Genomic DNA, 24,255 nt, shown 5'->3' with positions numbered 1-24,255 from the left:
ATCGTAATGACGCAAGTTGACGCTTGCGTGCTCTTCTCGACAATCCATCCCACCGGAGCCCCGCATGGCGCAGCTTGATCCCACGATTTTCAAGGCCTACGACATTCGCGGCATCGTTGGCAAAACGCTGACCGAGGACGCCTGCCACGCGATCGGTCAGGCCTTCGCCACGCTGGCGCGGCGCAATGGCGAGACGGCGGTGAATATCAGCCGCGACGGGCGTCTGTCCGGCCCGGCGCTGGCGCAGGCGCTCAGCGAAGGCTTGCGCGCCGGGGGCGTGGACGTGATCGATCTGGGCATGAACGCCACGCCCATGCTGTATTACGCCTGCGCCACCACGCCGGTGGTCAGCGGCATTCAGATCACCGGCAGCCACAATCCGCCCGAGTACAACGGTCTGAAAATGGTGCTCGGCGGCAATGCCCTGTTCGGTGAGCAGATTCAGGAATTGCTGGCGCTGACCCGCAGCGAAGCCTTCGCACAAGGACAGGGCAGCACGCGGCAGGCCTCCATCGTCGAGGACTATCTGGGCCGCATCGAAGGCGACATCAAGCTGGCGCGGCCGATGAAAGTGGTGGTCGATTGCGGCAACGGCGTATCCGGCGCTTTTGCGCCGCGCTTGCTGCGCAGCCTGGGCTGCGAGGTGGTGGAGTTGTTCTGCGAAGTCGATGGCACCTTTCCCAACCATCATCCCGATCCCGCCGATCCGCACAACCTCGAAGATCTCATCCGCACCGTGCGCGACACCGGCGCCGAACTGGGGCTGGCGTTCGACGGCGACGGCGACCGTCTCGGCGTGGTCACGCCCAGTGGGGCCGTCATCTGGCCCGATCGCCAGCTCATGCTCTACGCCGCCGATGTGCTGGAGCGCCATCCCGGCGCGCCCATTCTGTTCGACGTGAAATGCACCGCGCAGCTGCCCGCCTGGGTGCGGCGTCACGGCGGCGAGCCGGTGATGGGCCGCACCGGGCATTCGCTGGTCAAGGCCAAGATGAAAGAAATCGACGCACCGCTGGCTGGCGAGATGAGCGGCCACATCTTTTTCAAGGATCGCTGGTACGGCTTCGACGACGCGCAGTATGGCGCGGCGCGGCTGCTGGAAATTCTTTCTCGTGCCGAGAATGCGGGGGCCGTGCTCGAAGCCCTGCCCGATTCCGTCTCCACCCCGGAGCTGAAGCTGGAGACGGCCGAGGGCGCCAACTTCACGCTGTGCGAGCGTTTGCAGCGCGAAGGCCGCTTTCCCGGCGCTTTGAATATTTCCACCATCGACGGCGTGCGTGCCGACTACGCCGATGGTTTCGGCCTGGCGCGGCCCTCCAACACGACGCCCTGCGTGGTGCTGCGATTCGAGGGCGCCGATGCGGCGGCGCTGGCGCGGGTGCAGGCCGAGTTCCGCGCCGCGTTGCTGGCGCTCGATGCTTCGTTGAAACTGCCATTTTGACCACGGTATTGAATCCGTCCACACCGCCCTTGCGCGTGCTGATCGTCAAGACCAGCTCGATGGGCGACGTGGTGCACGCGCTGCCGGTGGTGCACGACATCCTGGCCGCGCATCCGGGGGCGAGAATCGACTGGTTGGTCGAGGAGGCCTACGCCGACATCGTGCGCGCCCATCCCGGGGTCAGGCGAGTGATTCCGCTGGCGCTGCGGCGCTGGCGCAAGCAGTTCTGGCGCCCAGAAATTCGGCAGGAATGGCGGGAGTGGAAGGCTGGTTTGCGCGCCGAGACCTATGACGCCGTGATCGACCTGCAAGGGCTGGTGAAAAGCGCCCTCATCGCCCGATTGGCGCGCGGTCCGCTCTATGGCCTGTCGTGGGGCAACGCACGCGAGGCGCTCGCGCCCTTGTTCTACGCCCATCGTCAGAAGACCGACTTGCATCGCACTGAAGCTGCCGTGCCGCGCTACCGGGCGCTGGTCGCCTGGGCCTTGCGCTATGCCCCGCAAGGCAAGCCGCAATACGGTCTGAGCCTGCAGGCCGAGCGTCCCGCATGGCTGGCTGGCGATGCACCCTATGCCTTGCTGCTGAGCGCCACCGCCAAAGACCGCAAGCTGTGGGAGGAAGCGCGCTGGGTCGCTCTTGGGCAAGCGCTTGCAGCGCAAGGTCGTATCGGGGTGTTCGCCTGGGGCAATGCAGCCGAGCGTGCCCGCGCTGAGCGTCTGGCCGAGGCGGTGAATGCCGCCGCGTCGGACGGCACGACGACACGCGCTTGTGTTGCCCCCGCTGCCTTCGGCCTGGCAGAATGGATGCGGGTGTTGCGTGCGGCCAGCGTGGTGGTTGGAGTCGATACCGGTCTGCTCTATCTCGCTGCCGCAGTGGGCACGCCCGCGGTGGCTGTTTACACCGGCTCGTCGCCGCACAGTGTGGATTTCGAGTCGGCGGGGCCCTGGCGCAGTCTGGGTGACACCGGCCAGCAGCCTGCTGTGGCCGAGGTGCTGAATGCCACGCGGGACGTACTGGCGGCTTCGGCGGATCGCCGCTCCCCGGCATGAAACTGACCTTGCGGGTTTATGGCCTGCTCTGGCGGCTGGTTTTGCCCTTTGCCTTGCTGCGGCTGTGGTGGCGCGGCCGCGCCGAGCCGCTGTATCGGCAGTATTGGGCAGAGCGGCTGGGGTGGTTCAGCGGCAAGTCGGCTTCTGCGACAACTGCGGGGCCGCGGGTCTGGGTGCATGCGGTGTCTTTGGGCGAAACCCGCGCCGCTGCGCCGTTGATCGAGGCGCTGCGCGAGAAGTTGCCGCAGATGCGCCTTTTGCTGACGCAAATGACCGCCACTGGCCGCGCCGCCGGGGCTGAGCTGCTGCAGCCTGGCGATGTGCAGGTCTGGCTGCCGTATGACTTGCCGGGGCCGATGCGGCGTTTTCTGCGCCGGTTTCAGCCGCGTGTGGCGGTGCTGATGGAAACCGAGGTGTGGCCGAATCTGGCCGAGCAATGTCGCGCAGCCGGGGTGCCGGTGCTGCTGGCCAATGCGCGGCTGAGCGCGCGCAGTGCGAGCCGCTGGCAACGCTGGCCGTCTTTGGCGCGCGTGGCCTGGGGCGGCTTGTTCGCTGCGGCGCAAACACCTGAAGATGCACGGCGCATTCAGGCGCTGGGAGCGGCGCAGGCGACGAGTCTGGGCAATCTGAAGTTCGACATGCGACCCGACCCCGCGCTGATGCAACTCGGCGAGCAGTGGAAAGCGGCTGCTGCGCGCCCGGTGTTGCTGCTGGCGTCCACCCGCGAGCAGGGCGGGCAGAGCGAGGAGGCGTTGCTGCTGGCCGCGCTGCCTTTGGCGCTGGCGCAGCGGGCACTGCTGGTTTGGGTGCCGCGCCATCCGCAGCGCTTCGATGCGGTCGCGCAACTTCTCGCGGGTCAAGGCCACGCCGTGCAGCGCCGCAGCATGGGGGCCCCGACGGCCGAGACTGCCGTGTGGCTGGGCGACTCACTGGGCGAGATGGCGGCTTACTACTCCATGGCCGATGCGGCGTTCATCGGCGGCAGCCTGCTGCCTTTGGGCGGGCAGAACCTGATCGAAGCCTGCGCTTGCGGCTGCCCCGTGGTGCTGGGGCCGTCGCAGTTCAACTTCGCTGCAGCGGCTCAGGCAGCGATCGACGGCGGGGCCGCACTGCGGGCGGCGGATGCGGCGCAGGTGTGGGCGGCTTTTGCGCGTTGGCTCGACGACCCGCCTTTGCGGCAACAGGCGAGCCAGAGCGCCCGCGCCTTCGCCGCGGCGCATCAGGGCGCGGCGCAGCGCCAGGCGGATTGGATTGTGGAGAACGCGGGGAAGGCGCTTTCGCAGCGCCCGCAAGCGGATCAGTAAATTGGCACCGAGGGGTCGATTTCGCGCGACCAGGCGGTCATGCCGCCGTTGAGGTTGTACAACTCGCCGAAGCCGTTTTGCTCCAGAAAGCGGGCGATCATCATGCTGCGGTTGCCGCTGCGGCAGATGACGACCAGCGGCTTGCTCTGATCGAGCTCGTTTTGCCGCAGGGGTACGATGCTCATGGGGATGTGAGTGACGGGGCAGTGCGGATGCTTGATCGCCGCCATCTGAAATTCCCAGGGCTCGCGCACGTCGAGGAATTGCCAATCGGTGATGGGGGCGGTGGCGGCTTCGATCTTGTCGGCCAGTTCGCGCACGCTGAGTTGCTTGATCATCAGGGAGTCCTTGTTTTGTCAGAGGGTGTGAATGAGTCCGGCGTGACAGAGCAGCGCACCCAGAGGGTTCCAATCAAGGCGCAAAGCACAGCCGTGCCCGTAGGCACGGCGCGCATTTGCAACGCCGAGTTGGGACGCTTTGGGCGCGATGAGCGGGCATGGCGGAGTCATTCACACCCTCTCTGTTCAGAATTGGAAGCGCGAGGGCTCGGGGAAATGCTCCAGCCGCGTGGCCACGGTATCGAACAGATCGCGGGTGCGGAAGTCGGTGGCGGTGGCGCGGGTGACGATCTGCGCGCGCATCACGGGTTCGTCGCCGACGATGGCCGCCAGCCGCCCGCCCGGTTTGAGGCGTTGCAGCAGGTATTGCGGAATTTGCGCGACCGAGCCGGAGAGCACGATCACATCGAATTCGGCGCTTTTGGCGTAGTGCGCGCCATCGGCCTGCTCGACGGTGACGTTGTTCATGCCGGCGCGCTGCAGGTTGGCGCGCGCCATGGTCACCAGTTCTTCATGAATTTCCAGGGTCTGCACCGCAGCGGCGCGGTGACCGAGCAGGGCGGCCATGAAGCCGCTGCCCGCGCCGATTTCGAGCACCCATTCATCCTTGCGCACCGCGAGTTCTTGCAGGATGCGCGCCTCTACCTTGGGGGCGAGCATGTTCTGGCCGCAGGGCAGGGGAATTTCGGTGTCCATGAAGGCCAGACCGCGATAGGCCGCGGGCACGAAGTCTTCGCGGCGCACGCTGCCCAGCAGTTCGAGGATGCCGGCGTCCAGCACATTCCAGGGACGGATCTGCTGCTCGATCATGTTGAAACGGGCTTGCTCGATGCTCATGGGTTCTCCGCAACGCAGGGTGAAAGTGCCACAGTTTAATTTGTGATGCAAAACCGGCGGGCGGTGCGGTGTCTGCCGAAGAGCAAATTTCGCGCCGGTTGCCGCATTGTTCCGCGCTAAGACTGCCATATTCAAATCCAATTAGAAAGTTACGGTAATTGACATAAATTATCGAAAAGACGTTCAGCAGGGAGAAGGTCATGTCGTATGCCTCCACACTCGATCAACGCACCGCTCAGGCCGCGCATGTCGCCCTGAGCGGAGACCCAAAAAGCGTGCAGGGGCTGCGGCGAATCTTGCCTTTTATTGGCCCGGCGGTGGTGGCCTCGGTGGCGTATGTCGATCCGGGCAACTTCGCCACCAACATTCAGGCGGGCGCGCAGCATGGCTACACCCTGCTGTGGGTGGTGCTCTGGGCCAATCTGGCGGCGATTCTGGTGCAGGGTCTGTCGGCCAAGCTGGGCATCGCCACCGGACGCAATTTGCCCGAACTCATCCGCGAGCGTTTTCCGCGCAAGCTGGTGTGGTTTTACTGGGTGCAGGCCGAGATCGTGGCGATGATGACCGATCTGGCGGAGTTTCTCGGCGCGGCGCTGGCGCTGCATCTGCTGTTCGGCCTGCCCATGGGGGCTTCGGTGCTGGCGGCGTTTGTCGTGGTGATGAGCATTCTGACGCTGGAGCGCAAGGGTTTTCGTCCGCTGGAACTGGTGGTGGCCGCGCTGGTGGGAGTGATTGCGCTTGGCTACGGCCTGCAACTGGCGCTGAGCCATCCTGCTTTGCTTCCCATCCTCCAAGGCACGCTGAGGCCGAGTTTCGGCGGCAGCTCCGATGCGGTGTATTTGGCGGTGGGCATTCTGGGCGCCACCGTCATGCCGCATGTCATCTATCTGCATTCCAGCCTGACACAGCGGCGCATTCAGGTGCCGGTTCAGCGCAGGGCACTGCTGATGCGCTTCGCCTGGAAGGACGTGATGCTGGCGATGGGGCTGGCCGGTCTGATCAATATGGCCATGCTGGCGGTGGCTGCTGCCACCTTTCATCAGCAGGGCCTCGCGGCCAATGATCTGAGCGAGGCCTATCGCACTCTCACGCCGATGCTGGGCGCTGGGGCGGCCACGGTGTTCGCCCTGGCGCTGCTGGCCAGCGGCATTTCGAGCAGTGTGGTGGGCACGATGGCGGGGCAGGTGGTGATGCAGGGGCTGGTGGGTTTCACCGTGCCGCTGTGGGTGCGCCGTCTGGTCACCAGCTTGCCGGCTGTCGGGGTGGTGATGTTGGGCATCGATCCGACACGCACGCTGGTGTTTTCGCAGGTGGTGCTGTCGTTTGGCATTCCCTTCGCACTCGTGCCCTTGCTGCTGTTCACCTCCAACCGGGGTTTGATGGGCGAATTGGTCAATCGGCCGACGGTGCGCTGGGTTGGCTGGGCGGTGACGGCGCTGATCATCGCACTGAATGCGCTATTGCTGTGCAAGCTGATTTGATGGTTGGCGAAGAACGAAAGAAGTGTGAGCAGGAGTAAATGCGATTGAATTACAAATAAAAGTGAATAGCATTTGCTGCATAAGCCTACGCGCCAGCGTGGGCAGATGAGAGGCAAATGCCATGTCCGCAAGTTCCACCCTGCCACAGCCCGGCCCGCGGGCGCTGTCCCGACTGGCCATTTTTCTGGCCGTGCTCGGCCCGGGGCTGGTGGTCATGCTGGCCGATACCGATGTCGGCAGCGTGATTACCGCGGCGCAAAGCGGGGCGCAATGGGGCTACCAGTTGCTCAGCTTGCAGCTGGTGCTCATCCCCATTCTGTATGTGGTGCAAGAGCTCACCGTGCGGCTGGGCATTTTCACCGGCAAGGGGCATGGCGAGTTGATTCGCGAAACCTTCGGTGCGCGCTGGGCCTGGGTGTCGGTGGCGGGCCTGGCGGTGGCTTCGGTCGGGGCCATCATCACCGAGTTTTCGGGGGTGGCCGGGGTCGGGGCGCTGTTCGGCGTGCCGCGCGGCTGGAGCCTCGGCCTGGCGGCGTTCTTTCTGCTGGCGGTGGTGTGGACGGGGTCTTACCGCCGGGTGGAGCGCATTGCCATCGCGCTCGGGTTGTTCGAACTGGTGTTCGTCTGGGTGGCGTTTCGCGCGCCCATCGATGGCGCGCAGGTGTTGCAGGGGCTGGGCCATGTGCCGGTGCAGCATCCGGCGTACTGGTATTTGGTGGCGGCCAATATCGGCGCGGTGATCATGCCGTGGATGGTGTTCTATCAACAGTCCGCCGTGGCCGACAAGGGGCTCAAGCCGGAGCAATACACCGCCGCCCGCTGGGACACGGCGGTGGGCGCCGTGCTTACCCAGCTCATCATGGCGGCGGTGCTGATGGTGACCGCAGCGGTGCTTTGGAGCGGGCACAGCACCGCGCCGCTCAACACCGTGGGGCAAATAGCGCAGGCGCTCACCCCGACGCTTGGCGAGACGCTGGGGCGCACCGTATTTGGCCTGGGCATTCTGGGTGCAGCCATGGTGGCCGCCATCGTGGTGGCGCTGGCGGCGGCTTGGGGGTTTGGCGAAGTCACCGGCTACAAGCATTCGCTGGAACTGCATCCGAGGCAAGCGCCGTGGTTCTACACCGTGTTCAGCGCGGGGGTGATCGGCGGGGCGCTGGTGGTGGCCTTCGTGCCTGATCTGGTCGCCCTGTCCATCGGGGTGGAAGTGATGAACGCCTTGATGCTGCCGCTGGTGCTGGGGTTTCTGGTGGCGCTGGCCACCAAGGCACTGCCCCCGGAACATCGCCTGCGCGGCGCGTACTTCTGGGTGGTCGTCGCCGTGGTGGTGCTGACCGCTGGTTTAGGGGTGTATGGGGGGCTGAGCAGCCTGGTGTGAGCCCTTTTGACGCAAAGTTTGCGCATAATCGCAACCTTTTGTCACAAGGGTCAGCATGGACGCGCATTCCGCCATCGTGGTGGTGATTCTCGGCTTGGTCGAGGGCATCACCGAATTTCTGCCGATTTCTTCCACCGGCCACCTCATTCTCGCCGCCAGCTTGCTGGGCTGGGTGAGCGACAAGGCCAAGGTGTTTGAAATCGCGATTCAAAGCGGCGCCATTCTGGCGGTGATGTGGCATTACCGCGTGCGTATTGGCGAAGTGCTCACCGGACTGGCCGCAGCCGAACCCGCGCGGCGCAGCACCGCCTGGCGCTTTGCCATCAATGTGCTCATCGGCTTCATCCCGGCGGCCATTCTGGGCTTGCTGTTTGCCAGCGCTATCAAACGCTGGCTGTTCGCACCCGTGCCGGTGGCGCTGGCTTTTATCGTTGGCGCCTTGGTGATCTTCTGGGCAGAAGCCTGGCAGAAGCGGTCGACGCAGCATGTGCGCATTCACCATGTCGATGACATGCGTGCGAGCGACGCGCTGAAGGTTGGCATCGCGCAGGCGTTTGCGCTTATTCCCGGCACCAGCCGCTCGGGTGCTTCGATTATTGGCGGCATGTTGTTCGGCCTCAGCCGCGCGGCCGCCACCGAGTTCTCCTTCTTTCTCGCCATTCCCACTCTGCTGGCCGCCACGGTGTACGAGCTTTACAAAAATCGCGCTCTGCTCAGCCTGAGCGATGTGCCTACCTTCGGCCTCGGCATGGCGGTGGCATTTGTCTCGGCGCTGATGGTGGTGCGCTGGTTGCTGCGCTATGTGGGCGGGCACAGCTTCGTGCCCTTCGCCTGGTACCGGGTGGTGTTCGGCGCGCTGGTGCTGGTCACCGCCTGGGGCGGCTGGGTGAACTGGTCTGGATGAAGTCTGGCGGGTTCACCGGGTGGTGAACACTAGATCCCAGACGCCGTGGCCGAGATTCAGGCCGCGGCGCTCGAATTTGCTCACCGGGCGCCAGTCCGGACGCGGGGCGTAATCGGCGGCCGTGTTGACAAGTCCCGGCTCGGCGCGCAACACCTCCAGCATGTGCTCGGCGTAGGGCTGCCAGTCGGTGGCGCAGTGCAGATAGCCGCCCGGGCGCAGACGGCTGATGGCCAGCCGCACGAATTCCGGCTGGATCAGGCGCCGCTTGTGGTGCCGCTTTTTCGGCCACGGATCGGGAAAGTAGATGTGCAGTCCGTCCAGGCTGTGCAACGCGATCATGTGCTGCAGCACCTGCACCACGTCATGCTGCACGATGCGCAAATTGGTGAGCTTCGCGGCGTCGATGCGCTGCAGCAGCGCGCCCACGCCGGGCGGGTGCACTTCCACGCCGATGAAATCTATCTCGGGCTTTGCTGCGGCGATCTGCGCCGTGGCGTCGCCCATGCCGAAGCCGATTTCGAGCACCCGCGGCGCGGCGCGGCCGAATACGGCGGACCAATCGGTGACGGCGTCGGCATAAGGCACGATCCAGCGCGGCCCCAGTTCCGCCAGTGCGCGCGTCTGCGCCTCGGTGGTACGCCCGGCGCGCAGCACAAAGCTGCGGATGCCGCGTTGCCGGAGCGCGTCGGCGTCGTCTGTTGCGGGGTTTGGGTCAGCCGTCATGGCGAAAAAAATCCGGCTCAAGCCGGAGATGATTTGGAGCGGGTGAAGGGAATCGAACCCTCGTATGCAGCTTGGGAAGCTGCCGTTCTGCCATTGAACTACACCCGCAGCGCGATAAAGCTGGCGATTATAGGCAGGTGCTTGGTGGTGGACATGGCGGCAGCGACGACAATGACGGCATGGCTCGTTCGTCCGCTTCCGCCCTTGCTCCTGTTGCGCCTTCCGCGCCGATGCTGCGGGGGCTGGCGCCTGCGGTGCGGGGCGATTGCCGCCTGTTGGTGCTGGGCAGCTTCCCGAGCGTCGCCTCGTTGCAGGCGCAGCAGTATTACGCGCATCCGCGCAATCAGTTCTGGCCCATCGTGGGCGATTTGTTCGGGCTGGATCTGATGCAGCGGCCCTACGCGCAGCGCATCGAGGCGGTGTGCGAGCGCGGGCTGGGCATCTGGGATGTGTACGCCCACTGCCGCCGCGAGGGCAGTCTGGACAGTGCCATTGCGGATGCGCTGCCCAATGATCTTCCTGCGCTCGTGGCGGGCCTGCCTTTGCTGCAACTCATCGCGCACAACGGGGGCGAATCGGCCCGCGCCATGCGCATCACCCGCAGCCTCGGCCCCGAGGTGCGCCGTCTGCCCTCCACCAGCCCAGCGAATGCGAGCTGGAGTCTGGAGCGCAAGCGTGCCGCCTGGCGGGAGGCATTCATCGCTGCAAAACTCATTTGATATGGCCCGTAAACCCACCTTTCCCCAACCCACCCTTTCCGAAGAAGACGGCGTGCGCCATTTGCATCTGGGCACGCCCTGGATTCAGGGCAGCATGCGCATCGCCCGTCCCAACGATCTCGAACTGGAGTATGTGCAGCGCATGATGGCCTGGATGCTGCTGTTGCCCGACAAAGCCTGGCGCGGCGGCACGGCGGTGCAGCTGGGCCTGGGCGCCGCGGCGATCACCAAATTCATGCTCAAGCGCTTGCGGCTGCCCTGCGTGGCGGTGGAGCTGAATCCGGGCGTCATCCTGGCCGCGCATCGCTGGTTTGCGCTGCCAGAGCCGGGCGGCAAGTTGCAAGTGCTGTGCGCGGATGCCGGCGCGTATGCGGCCGACCCCGCCCATGCGGGCAGTGCGGCGGTATTGCATGTGGACATGTACGACGAGCAAGCCGCAGCCCCCGCGCTGGAGTCTGCCGAGTTTTATGCCGCATGCCGCCAACTGCTGGGCGAGCAGGGGGTGATAGTGGTCAATCTGTTCAGCGGGCCGGGCCATGTGCGCGTGTTGGAGCGCAATCTGCAGCGCATCGTCGCGGCGTTCAACCAGCCGGGCGACAGCGTGTGGCAGCTGCCGCCCAACCGCGACGGTAACCTCATCGCCATCGCCCTGCGCGACGCCACGCAGAGCCCGCTGCCGACGCGCGCGCAACTGCTGGAGCGCGCCGATGCCGTGGCGCAGCGCACTGGCGGCCTGCCGGCGCGGCGCTGGGCGCGCTTGCTCAAGCGCCTGCATCCGGCGCGTTAACACGGCGTCACAAGGGGCTGTCCTACACTCGGTTTTATGGACGCCCCCCGCACTCCCACTCGCTCGGCCGACCCTTCCGCCCCGCCCAAGGCGCAATCTGCACCGGGTGCGCCGCCTGCGGCGCAGGGTCGACTCGATTGGCGCGAACTGCTGCAGTGGCTGGAGGCCGACGGCCTGATTGACGCGGCTGCTGGCCGCTACGGCTGGGAGCGCTGCGCCCACGCCAGCGGCAAGCTGCATGCGCTGCAGCGCGTGGCGCTGGCCGGGCTCAAGCGTCTGAGCGACGGCCGCACACTCGATCTGGATGTGTTGACCGAATGGCTGGCGCAGCGTGCCAATCTGCCCTATTTGCGCGTCGATCCGCTGAAGGTCGAGATCAGCAAAATCGGCGATCTCATGTCCACCAGCTACGCCGAGCGCCACCGCATTCTGCCCGTGGCGGCCTCGACCGAGGCGGTCACCATCGCCACCTGCGAGCCGTTCGACCGCGGCTGGGTGCCCGAGATGGAGCGCATGCTGCGCCGCCCCATCGAGCTGCAGGTCGCCAGCCCCGCCGACATCACCCGCTACACGGTGGAGTTTTTCAACCTCGCGCGCTCGGTCAAACATGCGCAGAAAAACGGCAGCACCGGCGGGGTCAACCAGTTCGAGCAGTTGGTGGAACTGGGCCGCAGCGGCAAGGCGCTCGACGCCAACGACGCCGGCGTGGTGCAGGTGGTCGACTGGCTGTGGCAATACGCCTTCGAGCAGCGCGCCTCTGACATCCACCTCGAGCCGCGGCGCGACATGGGAGTCATCCGTTTTCGCATCGACGGTGTGCTGCACACGGTTTATCAGGTGCCCGGTTCGGTGATGGGCGCGATGACCAGCCGGGTCAAGCTGCTCGGCCGCATGGACGTGGTCGAAAAGCGCCGTCCGCAAGATGGCCGCATCAAGACCCGTCGACCTTCGGGCGACGAGGTGGAGCTGCGCCTAGCCACCATGCCCACGGCGTTTGGCGAGAAGCTGGTGATGCGCATCTTCGATCCCGACGTGGTCGTGCGCGACATGCCCGCCCTCGGCTTTCCGGCGCACGAAGCGCGCGACTGGCAGCGCCTGACCCATCAGCCCAACGGCGTCATCCTCGTCACCGGGCCCACGGGCAGCGGCAAGACCACCACGCTATATTCCACCCTCAAGCGCCTAGCCACCGAGGAGGTGAACGTCTGCACCGTGGAAGACCCGATCGAGATGGTCGAACCCGCGTTCAACCAGATGCAGGTGCAGCCCGCCATCGACCTCAGCTTTGCCGAAGGCCTGCGCGCGCTGATGCGGCAAGATCCCGACATCATCATGGTCGGCGAAATCCGCGACCGCGAGACTGCCGACATGGCGGTGCAGGCGGCGCTCACCGGGCATCTGGTGCTCTCCACCCTGCACACCAACGACGCACCGTCGAGCATCACCCGCCTGCTCGAACTCGGCGTGCCGTCCTACCTCGCTAGTGCCACCTTGCTCGGCGTGCTCGCGCAGCGTCTGGTGCGCACCCTCTGCCCGCATTGCAAGCAGCCCGACGACGCCTTCGACCAAGAGGCCTTTCGCGCGGCCGTGGCGCCGTGGAAAACGCAATCTGAGGTGCGCCCCTACAAACCCGTGGGCTGCGTGGAATGCCGCAACACCGGCTATCTCGGCCGCATCGGCCTGTATGAGCTGCTGAGTTGCAGCGAGGCGCTGCGGGCGCTGCTGGTGCGCAGCCCGGAACTCGGGCCGCTGCGCGCGCAGGCCATCAAAGACGGCATGAAGCCGCTGCGCCTGGCTGGCGCCATCAAGGTGGCCGAAGGCGTCACCACCCTCGACGAAGTGCTGCGCGCCACCCCCGATCCACAACGCTGACCCACCGGAGAGCACGATGAAAACACGTCCCCTTGCCTTGCCCGTTGCCCTTGCCGCCGTGCTGGCGCTCGCTGCGCCACTGCCCGCGATGGCCTTCGATCTCGGCAACCTGACCAACCAGCTCAGCGGCGCGCTGGGCACGGCGCAAGCGCCTGCGCAGCCAGCCGCGCAGCCGAACTCGGCCGGGCAGAGCGACGGGGCGTCTTCGGGCGCGGTGAATGCCGCGGTGGCGGCGTTGAGCAACGGCGAAGTCGATCAGGGGCTGAAGACCGCACTATCGCGCGGCGCAGAGATCGCGGTGAAAGAACTGGGCCGCGAAAACGGCTTCTATGGCAACGCCAAGTGGCGCATTCCCCTTCCGCCCGCCATCGAGAAGGCTAGCGGCCTGATGCGTATGGCCGGAATGGGCGCTCAGGCCGACCAGCTCGATCTGGCCATCAACCGCGCCGCCGAAGCCGCCGTGCCCGAAGCCAAAACCTTGCTGGTGGATGCGGTGAAAAGCATGTCAGTGCAAGACGCCAAGGGCATTCTCACCGGGGGCGACGAGGCCGCGACTGATTACTTCAAACGCAAGACCGAAGCAACCCTGACGCAAAAATTCCTGCCCATCGTCGCCAAGGCCACTGACAAGGTCGGCCTCGCCCAGATCTACAACCGCTTCGCCGGGCAGGCCGCGCAGTTCGGCCTCGTCAAGGCCGATCAGGCCAGCATTCAGCAGTACGTCACCCAAGAGGCGCTCAAGCGCCTATACCAGGCCATCGGCGAACAAGAAAAAGCCATCCGTACCGACCCGGTGGGCACCGGCAGCAAGCTCCTAAGCAAAGTCTTCGGCGCGGCGCTGGGGCGGTGAAAAGCGGGCACATGATTGATCGGATGTTGGAAGGCTAGATCCTGATTGTTCTGACCCCGGTTGTCCCCATCAACTCGCGTTTCGGCACGGGTTGTACAGACCTTCCTTAACCAGGGAAACGCTCAATGTGTGTTTCACCCCGGCGGCCCAAATAAACCACGTGTCGGCCTGCAATCCAGACCGTGTAGGCCACACAACCTGCGCGTTGTGACAGCGTCTTGAACTCGGGGTACATCACCTTACCCTGCTGCGCACCCAAGATGGCTGCGCGTACAGCGTCGCCATCAAAAGCATCGGCAATACGGTGCTGAGGACGCTCGAAGCTGAAGTCGGCGGTGCTACCGTCTGGCAGGTAATAGGTTGTGCGACCACTGCGGTAGTCCACGTAGTACGACTCCACCCCGGCTTCTACTAACTGGCTGATCACTTGGCCGAAGTGGATGGTGCCCTGGTTGGAGGCTTCAAAAGTTGCGCAAATTTTTGAAAGAGTTGTTTCGTTCATGGTTTGTCCTCTGTTGAAGTAATGCCCTTTGGATCAGGCCGTGGGAATTTCTTTGAGCTGGTGGCGCTGCACCAGAGCCTTCATGGATTGGGTCAGCGCATCACGCTCTGCGGCGGGCAGGTGGCCAAAGAAGTGGGCGTCGTTGGCATCAGCCAGCGCTGCTAACTGTGGCACCAAGTCCTTCCCTGCAGCGGTGAGACTCAAGCTCTGCTCGCGGGCGCGGCCATCAGCCAGCTGCCGCCCGGCCAGCCCTTTTTCTTCCAGCCGCGAAACGACCTTGGACGCAGCGCCTTTGGTCATACCCAAGGCGCAGATCAGCTCGGCATGCGTGGTTTCGTCTTGCGACCAGAGTGTGCGTAGCGCCACCCATTCGGTCACCGTGACGCCCTTGTCCTCAAGCAGCTGCTGGAAGCGACTAGACACGTGGTTGGATACGAAACGCAACCAGAAGCCCAGGTGGGCTTCCAGCGGAGAGAGGGCAGTTTGTTTTTTTCGATTAACCATTAGGTTTCCTTGGAAACTATCTGAAATGTAGTTTCTAAGGAAACCTATGTCAAGACTGCCGGATTGCTTACACGAAGAGCAAGCCAGATCAGTTCATCGAGGGGCGCCGTCGTTTGCGGCCAGCCAGTGAGTCCATTGGGCGAACAGTTCTGCATCGCCTGCGCACACGGCCGAGCGTTTTTCCAGGGTGTTGTTGAACACGGCGTCGCCTGCCAAGGTTTGCTCACGCCCGCCGGCCTCGCTGAGGATGAGGCTGCCTGCGGCGTAGTCCCATAGGCCTTGGCTGCCGTGCAGGTAGAGGTGGAAGCGACCGGCGGCGACCCAGCACCAGTCGAGCGCTACTGAGCCGATGGAGCGTTGCGAGCTGTAGGGTGGGCGCATCGCCAACTGCGTGGCCAGGGGGGCTGAAAGCCGCTTGAAGTCGATGCAGGCAATGGTTTTGGATAGCGGTACCTGTGTTGCGGGTACGCGCAAGGGCTGGCCGTTGAGAAATGCGCCGGCGCCCAGGGCGGCGCTAAAGACTTCGTCGCGCATCACATCGACGACGACACCCAGCCGAACCTGGCCGCCCTGTATCCACGCCAGCGAGGGGCCGAACACCGGCAGGCCGGCGGAGAAGTTGCTGGTGCCGTCCAGCGGGTCGAGCACCCACAGGCCGGGGCCGTCTGGCGAGGCGGCTTCTTTCGCCATGAGTTGCTGTTGCGCTTCGGCGGACATTTCTTCGCCCAGTAAAGGGATGTGCGGCCAGAGGGCGGCGAGTTCGTGTTGCACACGGGTTTGCATGGCCAGATCGGCGTCGGTGACCCAGGTGCCGTCGGCCTTCAGGCGCGGGTCGGGCGACTGCGCGCGGGGCAGAATTTCGGCGCGTGCGGCGTTCCGCAGCAAGGCGCTGACCAGGGCGAGATCGGGGAGGGCGTGCGGTGTGGGCATGGGCATTCAGGGCACGAGAATGGTGGGCGCTGCGGGCGCGGCGGTCTGCGGCCAGTCGAGGCTGTAGTGCAGGCCGCGGCTTTCGTGCCGCAACTGCGCCGAGCGCACGATGAGGGCGGCGACTTGCAGCAGGTTGCGCAGCTCCAGCAGGTCGCGGGTGACGCGGAAGTTGGCGTAGAACTCGTCCACCTCGGCTTGCAGCAGGGCGATGCGGTGGGCGGCGCGCTCCAGCCGCTTGTCGGTGCGCACAATGCCGACGTAGTTCCACATCATGCGACGCAGCTCGTCCCAGTTGTGGCTGATGACCACGAGTTCGTCGGCGTCGCTCACGCGGCTTTCGTCCCAGCGGCGGGGCGTGGGCACGGCGGGGGGCGCGGCTTCCAGGATGGCGAGCGCAGCGGCCTTGCCGAACACCGCGCATTCCAGCAGGGAGTTGCTCGCCAGCCGGTTGGCGCCGTGCAGGCCGGTGTAGGCCACTTCGCCCGCGGCGTAGAGGCCGGGCAGATCGGTGCGGCCCGAAAGGTCGGTGAGCACGCCGCCGCAGGTGAAGTGCACTGCGGGCACCACGGGTATGGGCTCGCGGGCCATGTCGATGCCGAGTTCGAGCAGGCGGGCGTGGATGGTGGGGAAGTGCTGGCGGATGAAGGCTTCGCCTTTGTGGGTGATGTCGAGGTAGACGCAGTCGAGGCCGCGCTTTTTCATCTCGAAGTCGATGGCGCGGGCCACCACGTCGCGCGGGGCCAGTTCGGCGCGCGGGTCGTGCGCGGGCATGAAGCGGGTGCCGTCGGGCAACACGAGTTTGCCGCCTTCACCGCGCACCGCTTCGGTGATGAGGAAGCTCTTGGCTTTGGGGTGATACAGGCAGGTGGGGTGGAACTGGATGAATTCCATATTCGCCACGCGGCAGCCCGCGCGCCAGGCCATGGCGATGCCGTCGCCGCTGGCGGTGTCGGGGTTGGTGGTGTAGCGATACACCTTGCCGGCGCCGCCAGTGGCCAGCACGGTGTGTGCTGCGGCGAACGTCTCGACCCGGCCACTGGCGGTGTCGAGGGCATATGCGCCCCAGCAGCGCGGGCTGGCCTTGCCGTCCACATGACGGTCGGTGATGAGATCGACGGCGACATGGTTTTCCAGCAGGGTGATGTTGGGATGGGCCTTGGCGCGGGCGAGCAGCGTGGTCTGGATGGCCGCGCCTGTGGCGTCCACCACATGGGCGATGCGGCGTTGGCTGTGGCCGCCCTCGCGGGTGAGGTGCAGCGCGGCGCCTTCGGTGTCGAAGGGCACGCCTTGTTCGCGCAGCCAGGCGATGGCGTCCGGCCCGTGCTCGATGACAAAGCGCGTGGCCGGCAGATCGCCCAGCATCGCACCGGCGACCAGGGTGTCGTGCACGTGCTCCTCGAAGCTGTCGCCCTCGGCCAGCACCGCGGCAATGCCGCCCTGCGCCCATTGGCTGGACGAGACGTCAAGCGTGCGTTTGGCTAGGACCGTCACCTTGAAGCGCTCGGCAAGATGCAGTGCGGTGGACAGGCCGGCCAGACCGGCACCGAGGATCAGAACATCACTTTGGGGCATGGTGGGTCAACGCGTGGGTCAGCGCTTGCAGGAGGGGCGTCAGTGAAGGGGTGATGAAAAGGTGATTGTCCCTTGTTCGCGCGGCCAGCGCCTTGTTCGCTGACAAGGCGCGCAAATGGGCCGAAAATCAGCTTCCATAAAAACGAAGGAGACAAACATGAACATACCGAACCTGGAACACGCGGTGGACCCGCAGGAATGGGCGCTGCGCTGCGATCTGGCGGCTTGTTATCGGCTGGTGGCCTTGCACGGCTGGAGCGATCGGGTGTTCACTCACATCAGCGCCAAGCTGCCGCTTTCGCTGACCGGTGGCGACCACCAATTTCTCATCAATCCCTATGGCCTGATGTTCGAGGAGATCACGGCGTCGAGTCTGGTGAAGGTGGACGCCGAGTGCAACAAGCTGAGCGAGAGCCCCTATCCGGTCAATCCCGCAGGTTTCGTCATCCACAGTGCGGTGCACGAGGCAAGGCCGGACGCGGGCTGCGTGCTGCACACCCATACCCGCGCCGGAGTGGCGGTGAGCGCGCAGGAGCACGGCGTGTTGCCCATCAGTCAGCAGAGCACTTTCGTGCTGGCGTCGGTGGCCTATCACGACTATGAGGGCGTGGCGTTCCGCCCCGACGAAAAACCGCGTCTGCAGGATGATCTCGGGGACGCCAACTTCCTCATTCTGCGCAATCACGGCCTGCTGACCGTGGGCGCGAGCATCGCCGATGCCTTTCTGGGCATGTATGTGCTGGAGAGCGCCTGTCAGATCCAGATCGCCGCGCTGGCGGGTCAGCAGGGGGCGGAAGGGCTGCGCCAGGTGCATCCGCGCATTCTCAGCGGCGTGGCAGAGGCCATGCGAGTGCAGACCGGTGGCATGGGGGGCGCCTTTGTCTGGCCTGCGCTGCTGCGCAAGCTCGAACGCACCGATCCCGGATACCGGGCTTGAGGGCGCCGTCTCAAGGTTGCCGGGGGGCGTTCAGCACTCCAGGTTGTCGATCAGCCGGGTGCGGCCCAGGCGGGCGGCGGCCAGCGCGACGCAGGGCGTTCCGCGGTGCAGGTCTTGCGCGGTAGGCGGCTGCAGGTCGGCGCGGCGGCGCAGGGTCAGGTAGTCGGGCGTCCAGCCGAGATGGTCGAGGCGGGTCATGGCCTGTTGTTCGAGCAGGTGAATCTGCTCGGGGTCGGTCGCGCTGCGGGCGTCTTCGGCCAGGGCGCGCAGGGCGGCCTGGAGTTGCGGCGCCTGCACGCGTTCTTCGGGCGTGAGGTAGCCGTTGCGCGAAGACAGTGCCAGTCCGTCGTCGGCGCGCACCGTGTCGAGGCCGATGATGGTGATGGGCAGGGCGAACTGCTCGACCATGCGACGGATGAGGAGCAACTGCTGATAGTCCTTCTTGCCGAACACGGCATGGCGCGGCTGCACCATCTGGAACAGCTTCATCACCACGGTGGCCACGCCTTCGAAATGACCAGGGCGAGCGGCGCCGTCGAGAATGCCGGCGATGGCCGGATCGGGCAGCACGCGGAAGGTCTGCGGCTGCGGGTACATCTCGGCTTCGTCAGGGGCGAACAGCAGGTCGCAGCCGGCGTCGGCCAGCAGCGTTGCGTCGTGCGGAAGGGTGCGCGGGTAGCGGTCGAAGTCTTCGTTCGGCCCGAACTGCAGGCGGTTGACGAAAATGCTCGCCACCACCGGAACGTTCTCCTGCCGCGCGCGGGCGATCAGCCCCAGATGCCCGGCGTGGAGATTGCCCATGGTGGGCACCAGGGTCCAATCGGGGTGCGGTTTGAGCGCGGCGCGCAGGTCGGCGACGGTGTGGACGGTCAGCATGGGCAAGGGCGGGAGGAAGAATCAGGCGGCATAGCCGTGCAGGGCTTCGTCGGGGAACGTGCCTTGCTTGACGGCGTCGACATAGCCGCGCACGGCGTCGAGAAGGCTGGGCGCGCCCTGCATGAAGTTGCGCACGAAGCGCGGTTTGGGGCCGCGGGTGATGTCGAGCATGTCGTGCAGCACCAGCACTTGGCCATGGGTGCGCGCGCCCGCGCCGATGCCGATGGTGATGCCGGGATAGGCCGCGCTGATTTGCGCTGCCACATCGGAGGGCACGAGTTCGAGCACCAGCATGGCCGCGCCCGCAGCGCCGACTTCGGCCGCATGACGGCGCAGGGTGTCGGCCGATTGCGCGTCGCGGCCCTGAATGCGGTACCCGCCGAGTGCGTGCACGCTCTGCGGCGTGAGGCCGAGGTGGGCGCAGACGGGAATGCCGCGTTCCACGAGGGCGGCGATGACGGGCGCGGTCCAGCCGCCGCCTTCGAGCTTGACCATCTGCGCACCGGCCTGCATCAGTGCCACGCTGCTGGCCACGGCCTGCTCGACTCCGGCCTGGTAGCTGCCGAAGGGCAGATCGGCAATGAGCCAGGCGCTGCGATTGCCGCGCGCCACGCACTGCGTGTGATAGACCATTTGTTCGAGCGTGACGGGCAGGGTGGAGCCGTGGCCCTGCATCACCATGCCCAGCGAGTCGCCCACCAGCAGGCAATCGACCCCGGCGGCGTCGAGCAGGCTGGCGCTGGCCGCGTCGTAAGCGGTGAGCATGGCGATTTTTTCGTCGGCCTCACGCATGGCGCGCAGGCGGTGCAGGGTGAGCGGTTTGCGCGGAGCGCTATCACTGCGGGGCGCAGCGCCGTAGGGCGCGGGAGAGTCTGCTGACATGGCTTGAGCTCAGGTGGAAACCGGCGAATTATGCCCGCGCTACGCTTGTTTTTGCGAACGAGCGTTCGATTCCCAGCCTGGCGACATCAGCTCGGGGTGTAAGCCAGCCGCACATACAGAGGGGCGAAGGCTTCGGCCTGGGTGATTTCCACCAGCGCTTCCCGGGTGAGTTCGAGTAGCGCCACCAGCGTGACTACGGCGACGGGCACGCCCTGTGCGGGGTCGAACAGTTCGTGAAATTCGAGGAAGCGCTTGCCTTGCAACTGGCGCAGCACGCGGCTCATGTAGTCGCGCACAGAAAGCTGCTCGCGGGTGATCTTGTGGTGGGTATGCAGCTTGGCGCGCTTGAGAATGTCGCTCCACGCCTGTTGCAGTTCGTCGGCCGTCACCTCGGGCAGGCGCGGTGCGGCGTCGCGGTCGAACAGCGCTTGCGCACGCCAGAAGTCGCGTCCGAGCACGGGCAGGGCGTCGAGCTGCTGCGCGGCGAGCTTGAAGCGTTCGTATTCCAAGAGCCGGCGCACGAGTTCGGCACGGGGGTCTTCGGGCTCGGCGCCGGGCTCGGTGGGCGGCCGCGGCAGCAACATGCGCGACTTGATCTCGATGAGCATGGCCGCCATCAGCAAATACTCGGCGGCCAGCTCCAGATTGTGTCGGCGGATTTGCTCGACATAGCTCAGATACTGCGCCGTGACCTGCGCCAGCGGAATGTCGAGGATGTTGAAGTTCTGCTTGCGGATGAGGTAGAGCAGCAGATCCATCGGCCCTTCGAAGGCTTCGAGAAAGACTTCGAGCGCATCGGGCGGGATGTAGAGGTCTTGCGGCAGCTCGAACAGCGGCTCGCCGTACAGCCGCGCCACCGCCATGCCGTCGACCGTGGCCGGGGTGCTGTCCACCTCCGGAGACATCAGCGCGGCGTCGCCGGGCGCGGCGGTCATGGAATGGCCTGCAGCGAAGCTCGCCACGCTCGGGGCGACTTCAGTGACTGCCGTAAACGTAGGCTTTCTGCGGCACGCGGGCCGCCTGGAATTCCCGGGTCAGCTCGGGGTTTTGCGGTTTGTCCCAAAGCCGGGCACGCCCTTCTTTTTGCTTGGCCTCAAGCTGCGGATCGCTGTGCTTCAGATCCTGGATGAAATGCGTCACTTCAGAAACGTAAGGTTTGACTTTGAAAGGCATGGGCGTTCTCGAATGGAAACCGCAGGAGGAACAACGAGCTCGTCATTCTAAGCAAGCGGCTGCTCTGATCAATGCGCCCGAATACGGTGCGCAACGCCTTGATATGGTGCGAACCAAGCCCTGTCATGCACCGAAAATGCGCAGTTTGTGAGCGGTTGTGAACCCAACAGGGGCACCGTGCGCCATTTATGGGCACGAAGTTTGCTCTCTCTATCTCACTCTGATCAGGAACCCCAACCATGCAAGACGCCTCCAGTGGAAATGTGTTGTTCATCCTTCTCGGCGCCATTCTGGTGCTCGCCATGCACGCCGGGTTCGCCTTTCTTGAGCTGGGCACGGTGCGCAAGAAAAACCAGGTCAACGCGCTCTCCAAAATCATCACCGACTTTTCCGTCTCGGCGATTGCCTACTTTCTGATCGGCTACGGCATCGCCTACGGTCATCATTTTCTCGTGGGCGATGACGTGCTCACCCGCGATCATGGCTATGAGCTGACCCGATTTTTCTTTTTGCTGACCTTCGCCGCGGCCATTCCCGCCATCATTTCCGGCGGCATTGCCGAGCGCGCCAAGTTCTGGCCCCAGCTCATTGCCACCTTCACCATCGTCGCCTTCATCTACCCGTTTTTCGAGGGCATTGTGTGGCACGGCAATCTGGGCATTCAGGCATGGTTGCAGTCCACTTTCGGCGCGCCCTTTCACGACTTCGCCGGCTCGGTGGTAGTGCATGCGATGGGCGGCTGGATCGCGCTGCCCGCCGTGCTCTTGCTCGGGCCGCGTCGCGGCCGCTATCACGCCAACGGGCAGATATCGGCGCATCCGCCCTCGTCCATCCCATTCCTGGCGCTGGGTTCGTGGATACTGATCGTGGGCTGGTTCGGCTTCAACGTGATGAGCGCGCAAAAGCTCGACCAGATCAGCGGTCTGGTGGCGGTGAACTCGCTCATGGCGATGGTGGGCGGCACCCTGGCGGCGCTGGCCGCGGGCAAAAACGACCCTGGCTTTCTGCACAACGGGCCGCTGGCCGGTTTGGTGGCGGTGTGCGCGGGTTCAGACGTGATGCACCCGCTGGGCGCGCTGGTGGTCGGCGCGGTGGCCGGGGCGCTGTTCGTCTGGATGTTCACCCTGACGCAAAACCGCTGGAAGATCGACGACGTGCTGGGGGTGTGGCCGCTGCACGGCCTGTGTGGCACCTGGGGCGGCATTGCCGCGGGCATTTTTGGCATGAAGGCGCTGGGCGGGCTGGGCGGGGTGTCGCTGGCCTCGCAGATCGTCGGCACGCTGATGGGCATCACAGTGGCCCTGATCGGCGGCTTCGTGGTCTACGGCGTGCTGAAAAAGACCCTCGGCATCCGCCTCGACGCCGAAGAGGAATTCAACGGCGCCGACCTCTCCATCCACCGCATCAGCGCCACCCCGGAGCGCGAGGCGTCGTGGTGAGGCGTCGGTGGGCAGCGAATGTGCGCTCTAGCTCCAGCCCAGGTCGGCCAGCGCCAGGGTGTGCGACCACAGCAGCTTGCCGTCGACGTTCTTGGCTTGCAGCTCCAGCCGCCGCTCCTTGCCCTCGCCGCTGAATTTGAGCACGCCGTAGTTGCGCTCAGCGACTAGCGTGCCGGGTACGCGGTTGGGATTGCCGTCGCCTTTGGCCGGCCCGGAATTCAGCGGCGAGCAGGTGAACTCCACCAGCGGATAGTCGCGCTTGCCGCCGTAGGCCGGACGCGGATACCGGATCAGCTCGGTGATGTGCCGGTCTCCCGAGAGAAACAGCAAGCCGGGGATGCGGTATTGCTGCAGCCAGCCGAGAAATGCGGCGCGTTCTTCGGGAAACTGGTTCCAGCCCTCGTAAGCGTCGTCGTCGTTGAAAAACTGGCCGCCGGCGGCGACGATCTTGAAGCGGGCGCGCGAGGACAGCAAGGCGTTGCGCAGCCAGCGCATCTGCGCCGGGCCGAACATCACCTTGCCGCGGTCACCTGGGCTGGTGGCGTCTGCGCTGCGCCACCAACGATCATCGAGCAGAAAAATATCGGCATCGGCGATGCTGGTCTTGGTGAACACTCCGGCGACGTCGCCAACGCCATACGTCGGGTTGGCCCAGTAGGTTTTGAACAGATCGAGCGAGGCGTTCTTGAACTCGAAACTCGCATCGCTGTCGTTCGGGCCGTAATCATGGTCGTCCCAGATCGCCACTTGCGGGGTTGAGCGTAAAAACGCATCCAGCGGAGCGAAGCCGCGCTGTTGGCGGTAGCGCAGCGCCATACCTTGCGGGCTCTGACAATCCACCTCGCGGTAATAGAGGTTGTCGCCCAGCCACACCATCAGATCGGCGCCTTCCTGCGTCATTGGCTCATAGATTTCGTAGCCGCCGCCATAAGGCTGGCCCGGCCGGTCGAACAGCGGGTCGTTCAGATACGCGCAAGAACCCGTCAGGAGGGTGACATCGGGCGGCGGTGAACGAAACTGCCAGATGGGCTGCGTGCGCACGACGAGGGTGCGATTCGCAGCCGGTTTGCCATTGACCCAGGCCACAGTACGGTAGCGCGTGCCGGGAGAGAGATCGTCCATGACCAGATGAGCGCAGAACTGCCCTGCCGCATCGGTGCGAACCGACGCGGAGCGCTTTTTCTCGCCGGGCTGATTCTCTGGGGCATACTCCAACGCCACTTCGGCTGCGCCGGGCGTCTGCACCCAGATGAGGGCAGAGCGTGCAGCCACATAGCCCTGCATCGGCCCGGCGTAGAGCACGCCGGGGGCGGCTGGTTCAGCCCAGGCTGCAGGAAAGGGCCATTGCCCAGTGGCCAGCAGCGCGGAAGTCACCAGACCGCCCCGCAGGAACGCGCGGCGGGTCGGAGGGATCAACGCGGTTTTCGGTGCCGCGCCCATCAGAACTGCGCCTCCAGGCTGAGGTAGTAGCTGCGTGGCAGGTTGTATTTGATGAGCGGGTCTTTGGCGCTGCCCGGAAAGCCGGTGCTGTATTTGGTGATGTAGCGCTTGTCGAACAGATTGTTCACATTGAAGCCCACGCTGACTTTTTGCAGACCCAAGCCGCGCACCGTGTCGCCGCCCTTCCAGGTGTAGCGCAGCGAGGCATCGGCGATCCGGAGTTCGACAGCTTGAGCCAAAAATTGACTGAAAACGCCTACCCTGGGTTTGACAGAACAAGGGGTTAGCGCTGTTTTTCGCAAAGTGCCTGTGGTGGC

The 24,255-nt window shown here is 65.2% G+C and carries 25 protein-coding genes and 1 tRNA gene; 12 read left to right on the top strand and 14 right to left on the bottom strand.

What is annotated here, in order from left to right; genetic code table 11:
- Positions 1 to 64: 64 nt before the first annotated feature.
- From BIO17B3_RS04180 to BIO17B3_RS04170, 3 genes are read left to right on the top strand one after another with little or no spacing between them, the layout of a single operon-like run.
- A complete protein-coding gene (locus BIO17B3_RS04180) occupies positions 65 to 1,441 on the top strand; it encodes a phosphomannomutase/phosphoglucomutase (RefSeq protein WP_156053135.1) in 1,377 nt (458 codons plus the stop codon).
- Positions 1,438 to 2,490: a lipopolysaccharide heptosyltransferase I gene (waaC, locus tag BIO17B3_RS04175; protein ID WP_232054180.1), complete on the top strand. Its 1,053-nt coding sequence runs from the start codon at positions 1,438 to 1,440 to the stop codon at positions 2,488 to 2,490. Before BIO17B3_RS04180 ends, waaC begins: the two co-directional genes overlap by 4 nt.
- On the top strand, positions 2,487 to 3,794 hold the full coding sequence (locus tag BIO17B3_RS04170) for a 3-deoxy-D-manno-octulosonic acid transferase (RefSeq protein ID WP_156053134.1): 1,308 nt from the start codon (positions 2,487 to 2,489) through the stop codon (positions 3,792 to 3,794). The genes waaC and BIO17B3_RS04170 overlap by 4 nt, the downstream gene beginning before the upstream one ends.
- On the opposite strand, the gene BIO17B3_RS04165 is transcribed toward BIO17B3_RS04170, so the two are convergent.
- Both BIO17B3_RS04165 and BIO17B3_RS04160 read right to left on the bottom strand, forming a co-directional pair.
- The gene (locus BIO17B3_RS04165) at positions 3,788 to 4,132 is read right to left on the bottom strand and encodes a rhodanese-like domain-containing protein (RefSeq protein ID WP_013105241.1); all 345 of its coding nucleotides are present in this window, start codon (positions 4,130 to 4,132) and stop codon (positions 3,788 to 3,790) included. The genes BIO17B3_RS04170 and BIO17B3_RS04165 overlap by 7 nt on opposite strands.
- Before the next feature lie 186 nt (positions 4,133 to 4,318).
- Positions 4,319 to 4,969, bottom strand: a complete 651-nt coding sequence (locus BIO17B3_RS04160; protein WP_156053133.1) for a protein-L-isoaspartate O-methyltransferase — start codon at positions 4,967 to 4,969, stop codon at positions 4,319 to 4,321.
- 200 nt (positions 4,970 to 5,169) lie between these two features.
- On the opposite strand from BIO17B3_RS04160, the gene BIO17B3_RS04155 reads away from it, so the two are divergent.
- From BIO17B3_RS04155 to BIO17B3_RS04145, 3 genes are all read left to right on the top strand, one after another.
- Positions 5,170 to 6,450, top strand: coding sequence for an Nramp family divalent metal transporter (locus BIO17B3_RS04155; protein ID WP_156053132.1), 1,281 nt, complete (start codon positions 5,170 to 5,172; stop codon positions 6,448 to 6,450).
- Between the two features lie 121 nt (positions 6,451 to 6,571).
- Positions 6,572 to 7,828, top strand: a complete 1,257-nt coding sequence (locus tag BIO17B3_RS04150) for an NRAMP family divalent metal transporter (RefSeq protein ID WP_156053131.1) — start codon at positions 6,572 to 6,574, stop codon at positions 7,826 to 7,828.
- A 55-nt stretch (positions 7,829 to 7,883) separates the two neighbouring features.
- Positions 7,884 to 8,732, top strand: a complete 849-nt coding sequence (locus tag BIO17B3_RS04145; RefSeq protein ID WP_156053130.1) for an undecaprenyl-diphosphate phosphatase — start codon at positions 7,884 to 7,886, stop codon at positions 8,730 to 8,732.
- Positions 8,733 to 8,744: 12 nt separating this feature from the next.
- On the opposite strand, the gene trmB is transcribed toward BIO17B3_RS04145, so the two are convergent.
- Positions 8,745 to 9,455 (bottom strand): tRNA (guanosine(46)-N7)-methyltransferase TrmB, encoded by a 711-nt coding sequence (trmB, locus tag BIO17B3_RS04140; RefSeq protein ID WP_156053129.1) that lies wholly within the window; start codon positions 9,453 to 9,455, stop codon positions 8,745 to 8,747.
- Positions 9,456 to 9,489: 34 nt separating this feature from the next.
- Positions 9,490 to 9,563, bottom strand: a tRNA-Gly gene (locus tag BIO17B3_RS04135).
- A gap of 71 nt (positions 9,564 to 9,634) precedes the next feature.
- Here BIO17B3_RS04135 and BIO17B3_RS04130 point away from each other — a divergent pair.
- The 4 genes from BIO17B3_RS04130 to BIO17B3_RS04115 are packed head-to-tail and all read left to right on the top strand — an operon-like array spanning position 9,635 to position 13,683.
- Positions 9,635 to 10,174 carry a DNA-deoxyinosine glycosylase gene (locus tag BIO17B3_RS04130; protein ID WP_232054179.1) on the top strand — a complete coding sequence of 180 codons (540 nt, stop codon included), beginning with the start codon at positions 9,635 to 9,637 and terminating at the stop codon, positions 10,172 to 10,174.
- A 1-nt stretch (position 10,175) separates the two neighbouring features.
- Positions 10,176 to 10,961 (top strand): spermidine synthase, encoded by a 786-nt coding sequence (locus BIO17B3_RS04125; RefSeq protein WP_156053128.1) that lies wholly within the window; start codon positions 10,176 to 10,178, stop codon positions 10,959 to 10,961.
- A 36-nt stretch (positions 10,962 to 10,997) separates the two neighbouring features.
- Positions 10,998 to 12,833: a GspE/PulE family protein gene (locus tag BIO17B3_RS04120; RefSeq protein ID WP_156053127.1), complete on the top strand. Its 1,836-nt coding sequence runs from the start codon at positions 10,998 to 11,000 to the stop codon at positions 12,831 to 12,833.
- Positions 12,834 to 12,849: 16 nt separating this feature from the next.
- Positions 12,850 to 13,683, top strand: coding sequence for a DUF4197 domain-containing protein (locus BIO17B3_RS04115; protein ID WP_156053126.1), 834 nt, complete (start codon positions 12,850 to 12,852; stop codon positions 13,681 to 13,683).
- A gap of 106 nt (positions 13,684 to 13,789) precedes the next feature.
- On the opposite strand, the gene BIO17B3_RS04110 is transcribed toward BIO17B3_RS04115, so the two are convergent.
- The 4 genes from BIO17B3_RS04110 to nadB all read right to left on the bottom strand — a co-directional run bounded on the left by BIO17B3_RS04110 (position 13,790) and on the right by nadB (position 17,191).
- Positions 13,790 to 14,185, bottom strand: coding sequence for a DUF1398 domain-containing protein (locus BIO17B3_RS04110; RefSeq protein WP_156053125.1), 396 nt, complete (start codon positions 14,183 to 14,185; stop codon positions 13,790 to 13,792).
- Positions 14,186 to 14,218: 33 nt separating this feature from the next.
- The gene (locus BIO17B3_RS04105; protein ID WP_232054178.1) at positions 14,219 to 14,608 is read right to left on the bottom strand and encodes a MarR family winged helix-turn-helix transcriptional regulator; all 390 of its coding nucleotides are present in this window, start codon (positions 14,606 to 14,608) and stop codon (positions 14,219 to 14,221) included.
- A gap of 174 nt (positions 14,609 to 14,782) precedes the next feature.
- Positions 14,783 to 15,619, bottom strand: coding sequence for an inositol monophosphatase family protein (locus tag BIO17B3_RS04100; RefSeq protein WP_232054177.1), 837 nt, complete (start codon positions 15,617 to 15,619; stop codon positions 14,783 to 14,785).
- A 6-nt stretch (positions 15,620 to 15,625) separates the two neighbouring features.
- A complete protein-coding gene (gene nadB, locus BIO17B3_RS04095; RefSeq protein WP_156053122.1) occupies positions 15,626 to 17,191 on the bottom strand; it encodes an L-aspartate oxidase in 1,566 nt (521 codons plus the stop codon).
- Positions 17,192 to 17,348: 157 nt separating this feature from the next.
- On the opposite strand from nadB, the gene BIO17B3_RS04090 reads away from it, so the two are divergent.
- Positions 17,349 to 18,128 carry a class II aldolase/adducin family protein gene (locus BIO17B3_RS04090; RefSeq protein WP_156053121.1) on the top strand — a complete coding sequence of 260 codons (780 nt, stop codon included), beginning with the start codon at positions 17,349 to 17,351 and terminating at the stop codon, positions 18,126 to 18,128.
- A gap of 30 nt (positions 18,129 to 18,158) precedes the next feature.
- Here BIO17B3_RS04090 and panC read toward each other — a convergent pair whose 3' ends face one another.
- From panC to BIO17B3_RS04070, 4 genes are all read right to left on the bottom strand, one after another.
- Positions 18,159 to 19,004, bottom strand: coding sequence for a pantoate--beta-alanine ligase (gene panC, locus BIO17B3_RS04085; RefSeq protein WP_156053120.1), 846 nt, complete (start codon positions 19,002 to 19,004; stop codon positions 18,159 to 18,161).
- A 21-nt stretch (positions 19,005 to 19,025) separates the two neighbouring features.
- Positions 19,026 to 19,886, bottom strand: a complete 861-nt coding sequence (panB, locus tag BIO17B3_RS04080; RefSeq protein ID WP_156053119.1) for a 3-methyl-2-oxobutanoate hydroxymethyltransferase — start codon at positions 19,884 to 19,886, stop codon at positions 19,026 to 19,028.
- 86 nt (positions 19,887 to 19,972) lie between these two features.
- On the bottom strand, positions 19,973 to 20,821 hold the full coding sequence (locus tag BIO17B3_RS04075) for a ScpA family protein (protein ID WP_156053118.1): 849 nt from the start codon (positions 20,819 to 20,821) through the stop codon (positions 19,973 to 19,975).
- 40 nt (positions 20,822 to 20,861) lie between these two features.
- Positions 20,862 to 21,059 carry a DUF3460 family protein gene (locus tag BIO17B3_RS04070; RefSeq protein WP_013105261.1) on the bottom strand — a complete coding sequence of 66 codons (198 nt, stop codon included), beginning with the start codon at positions 21,057 to 21,059 and terminating at the stop codon, positions 20,862 to 20,864.
- A gap of 239 nt (positions 21,060 to 21,298) precedes the next feature.
- Here BIO17B3_RS04070 and BIO17B3_RS04065 point away from each other — a divergent pair, with 239 nt between their 5' ends.
- Positions 21,299 to 22,498 carry an ammonium transporter gene (locus BIO17B3_RS04065; protein ID WP_156053117.1) on the top strand — a complete coding sequence of 400 codons (1,200 nt, stop codon included), beginning with the start codon at positions 21,299 to 21,301 and terminating at the stop codon, positions 22,496 to 22,498.
- A 27-nt stretch (positions 22,499 to 22,525) separates the two neighbouring features.
- Here the strand turns inward: BIO17B3_RS04065 and BIO17B3_RS04060 are convergent, their stop codons facing one another.
- Both BIO17B3_RS04060 and BIO17B3_RS04055 read right to left on the bottom strand, forming a co-directional pair.
- On the bottom strand, positions 22,526 to 23,938 hold the full coding sequence (locus BIO17B3_RS04060) for an alkaline phosphatase (RefSeq protein WP_156053116.1): 1,413 nt from the start codon (positions 23,936 to 23,938) through the stop codon (positions 22,526 to 22,528).
- Positions 23,938 to 24,177 (bottom strand): TonB-dependent receptor, encoded by a 240-nt coding sequence (locus BIO17B3_RS04055; RefSeq protein ID WP_172979058.1) that lies wholly within the window; start codon positions 24,175 to 24,177, stop codon positions 23,938 to 23,940. Before BIO17B3_RS04055 ends, BIO17B3_RS04060 begins: the two co-directional genes overlap by 1 nt.
- Positions 24,178 to 24,255: the final 78 nt, after the last annotated feature.

It is taken from the genome of Thiomonas sp. OC7, from assembly GCF_900634595.1.
In the GTDB taxonomy this organism is placed as follows: Bacteria; Pseudomonadota; Gammaproteobacteria; order Burkholderiales; family Burkholderiaceae_C; genus Thiomonas; species Thiomonas arsenitoxydans.
This window is presented reverse-complemented; position numbering and strand designations above follow the sequence as displayed.

Excerpts from the sequence above, each read along its gene's own strand:
- BIO17B3_RS04180 (WP_156053135.1), top strand. The coding sequence starts at position 65 with ATGGCGCAGCTTGATCCCACGATTTTCAAGGCCTACGACATTCGCGGC.
- BIO17B3_RS04170 (WP_156053134.1), top strand. The coding sequence starts at position 2,487 with ATGAAACTGACCTTGCGGGTTTATGGCCTGCTCTGGCGGCTGGTTTTG.
- BIO17B3_RS04165 (WP_013105241.1), bottom strand. The coding sequence starts at position 4,132 with ATGATCAAGCAACTCAGCGTGCGCGAACTGGCCGACAAGATCGAAGCC.
- BIO17B3_RS04160 (WP_156053133.1), bottom strand. The coding sequence starts at position 4,969 with ATGAGCATCGAGCAAGCCCGTTTCAACATGATCGAGCAGCAGATCCGT.
- BIO17B3_RS04155 (WP_156053132.1), top strand. The coding sequence starts at position 5,170 with ATGTCGTATGCCTCCACACTCGATCAACGCACCGCTCAGGCCGCGCAT.
- BIO17B3_RS04150 (WP_156053131.1), top strand. The coding sequence starts at position 6,572 with ATGTCCGCAAGTTCCACCCTGCCACAGCCCGGCCCGCGGGCGCTGTCC.
- BIO17B3_RS04145 (WP_156053130.1), top strand. The coding sequence starts at position 7,884 with ATGGACGCGCATTCCGCCATCGTGGTGGTGATTCTCGGCTTGGTCGAG.
- trmB (WP_156053129.1), bottom strand. The coding sequence starts at position 9,455 with ATGACGGCTGACCCAAACCCCGCAACAGACGACGCCGACGCGCTCCGG.
- BIO17B3_RS04130 (WP_232054179.1), top strand. The coding sequence starts at position 9,635 with ATGGCTCGTTCGTCCGCTTCCGCCCTTGCTCCTGTTGCGCCTTCCGCG.
- BIO17B3_RS04125 (WP_156053128.1), top strand. The coding sequence starts at position 10,176 with ATGGCCCGTAAACCCACCTTTCCCCAACCCACCCTTTCCGAAGAAGAC.
- BIO17B3_RS04120 (WP_156053127.1), top strand. The coding sequence starts at position 10,998 with ATGGACGCCCCCCGCACTCCCACTCGCTCGGCCGACCCTTCCGCCCCG.
- BIO17B3_RS04115 (WP_156053126.1), top strand. The coding sequence starts at position 12,850 with ATGAAAACACGTCCCCTTGCCTTGCCCGTTGCCCTTGCCGCCGTGCTG.
- BIO17B3_RS04110 (WP_156053125.1), bottom strand. The coding sequence starts at position 14,185 with ATGAACGAAACAACTCTTTCAAAAATTTGCGCAACTTTTGAAGCCTCC.
- BIO17B3_RS04100 (WP_232054177.1), bottom strand. The coding sequence starts at position 15,619 with ATGCCCACACCGCACGCCCTCCCCGATCTCGCCCTGGTCAGCGCCTTG.
- nadB (WP_156053122.1), bottom strand. The coding sequence starts at position 17,191 with ATGCCCCAAAGTGATGTTCTGATCCTCGGTGCCGGTCTGGCCGGCCTG.
- BIO17B3_RS04090 (WP_156053121.1), top strand. The coding sequence starts at position 17,349 with ATGAACATACCGAACCTGGAACACGCGGTGGACCCGCAGGAATGGGCG.
- panC (WP_156053120.1), bottom strand. The coding sequence starts at position 19,004 with ATGCTGACCGTCCACACCGTCGCCGACCTGCGCGCCGCGCTCAAACCG.
- panB (WP_156053119.1), bottom strand. The coding sequence starts at position 19,886 with ATGTCAGCAGACTCTCCCGCGCCCTACGGCGCTGCGCCCCGCAGTGAT.
- BIO17B3_RS04075 (WP_156053118.1), bottom strand. The coding sequence starts at position 20,821 with ATGACCGCCGCGCCCGGCGACGCCGCGCTGATGTCTCCGGAGGTGGAC.
- BIO17B3_RS04070 (WP_013105261.1), bottom strand. The coding sequence starts at position 21,059 with ATGCCTTTCAAAGTCAAACCTTACGTTTCTGAAGTGACGCATTTCATC.
- BIO17B3_RS04065 (WP_156053117.1), top strand. The coding sequence starts at position 21,299 with ATGCAAGACGCCTCCAGTGGAAATGTGTTGTTCATCCTTCTCGGCGCC.
- BIO17B3_RS04060 (WP_156053116.1), bottom strand. The coding sequence starts at position 23,938 with ATGGGCGCGGCACCGAAAACCGCGTTGATCCCTCCGACCCGCCGCGCG.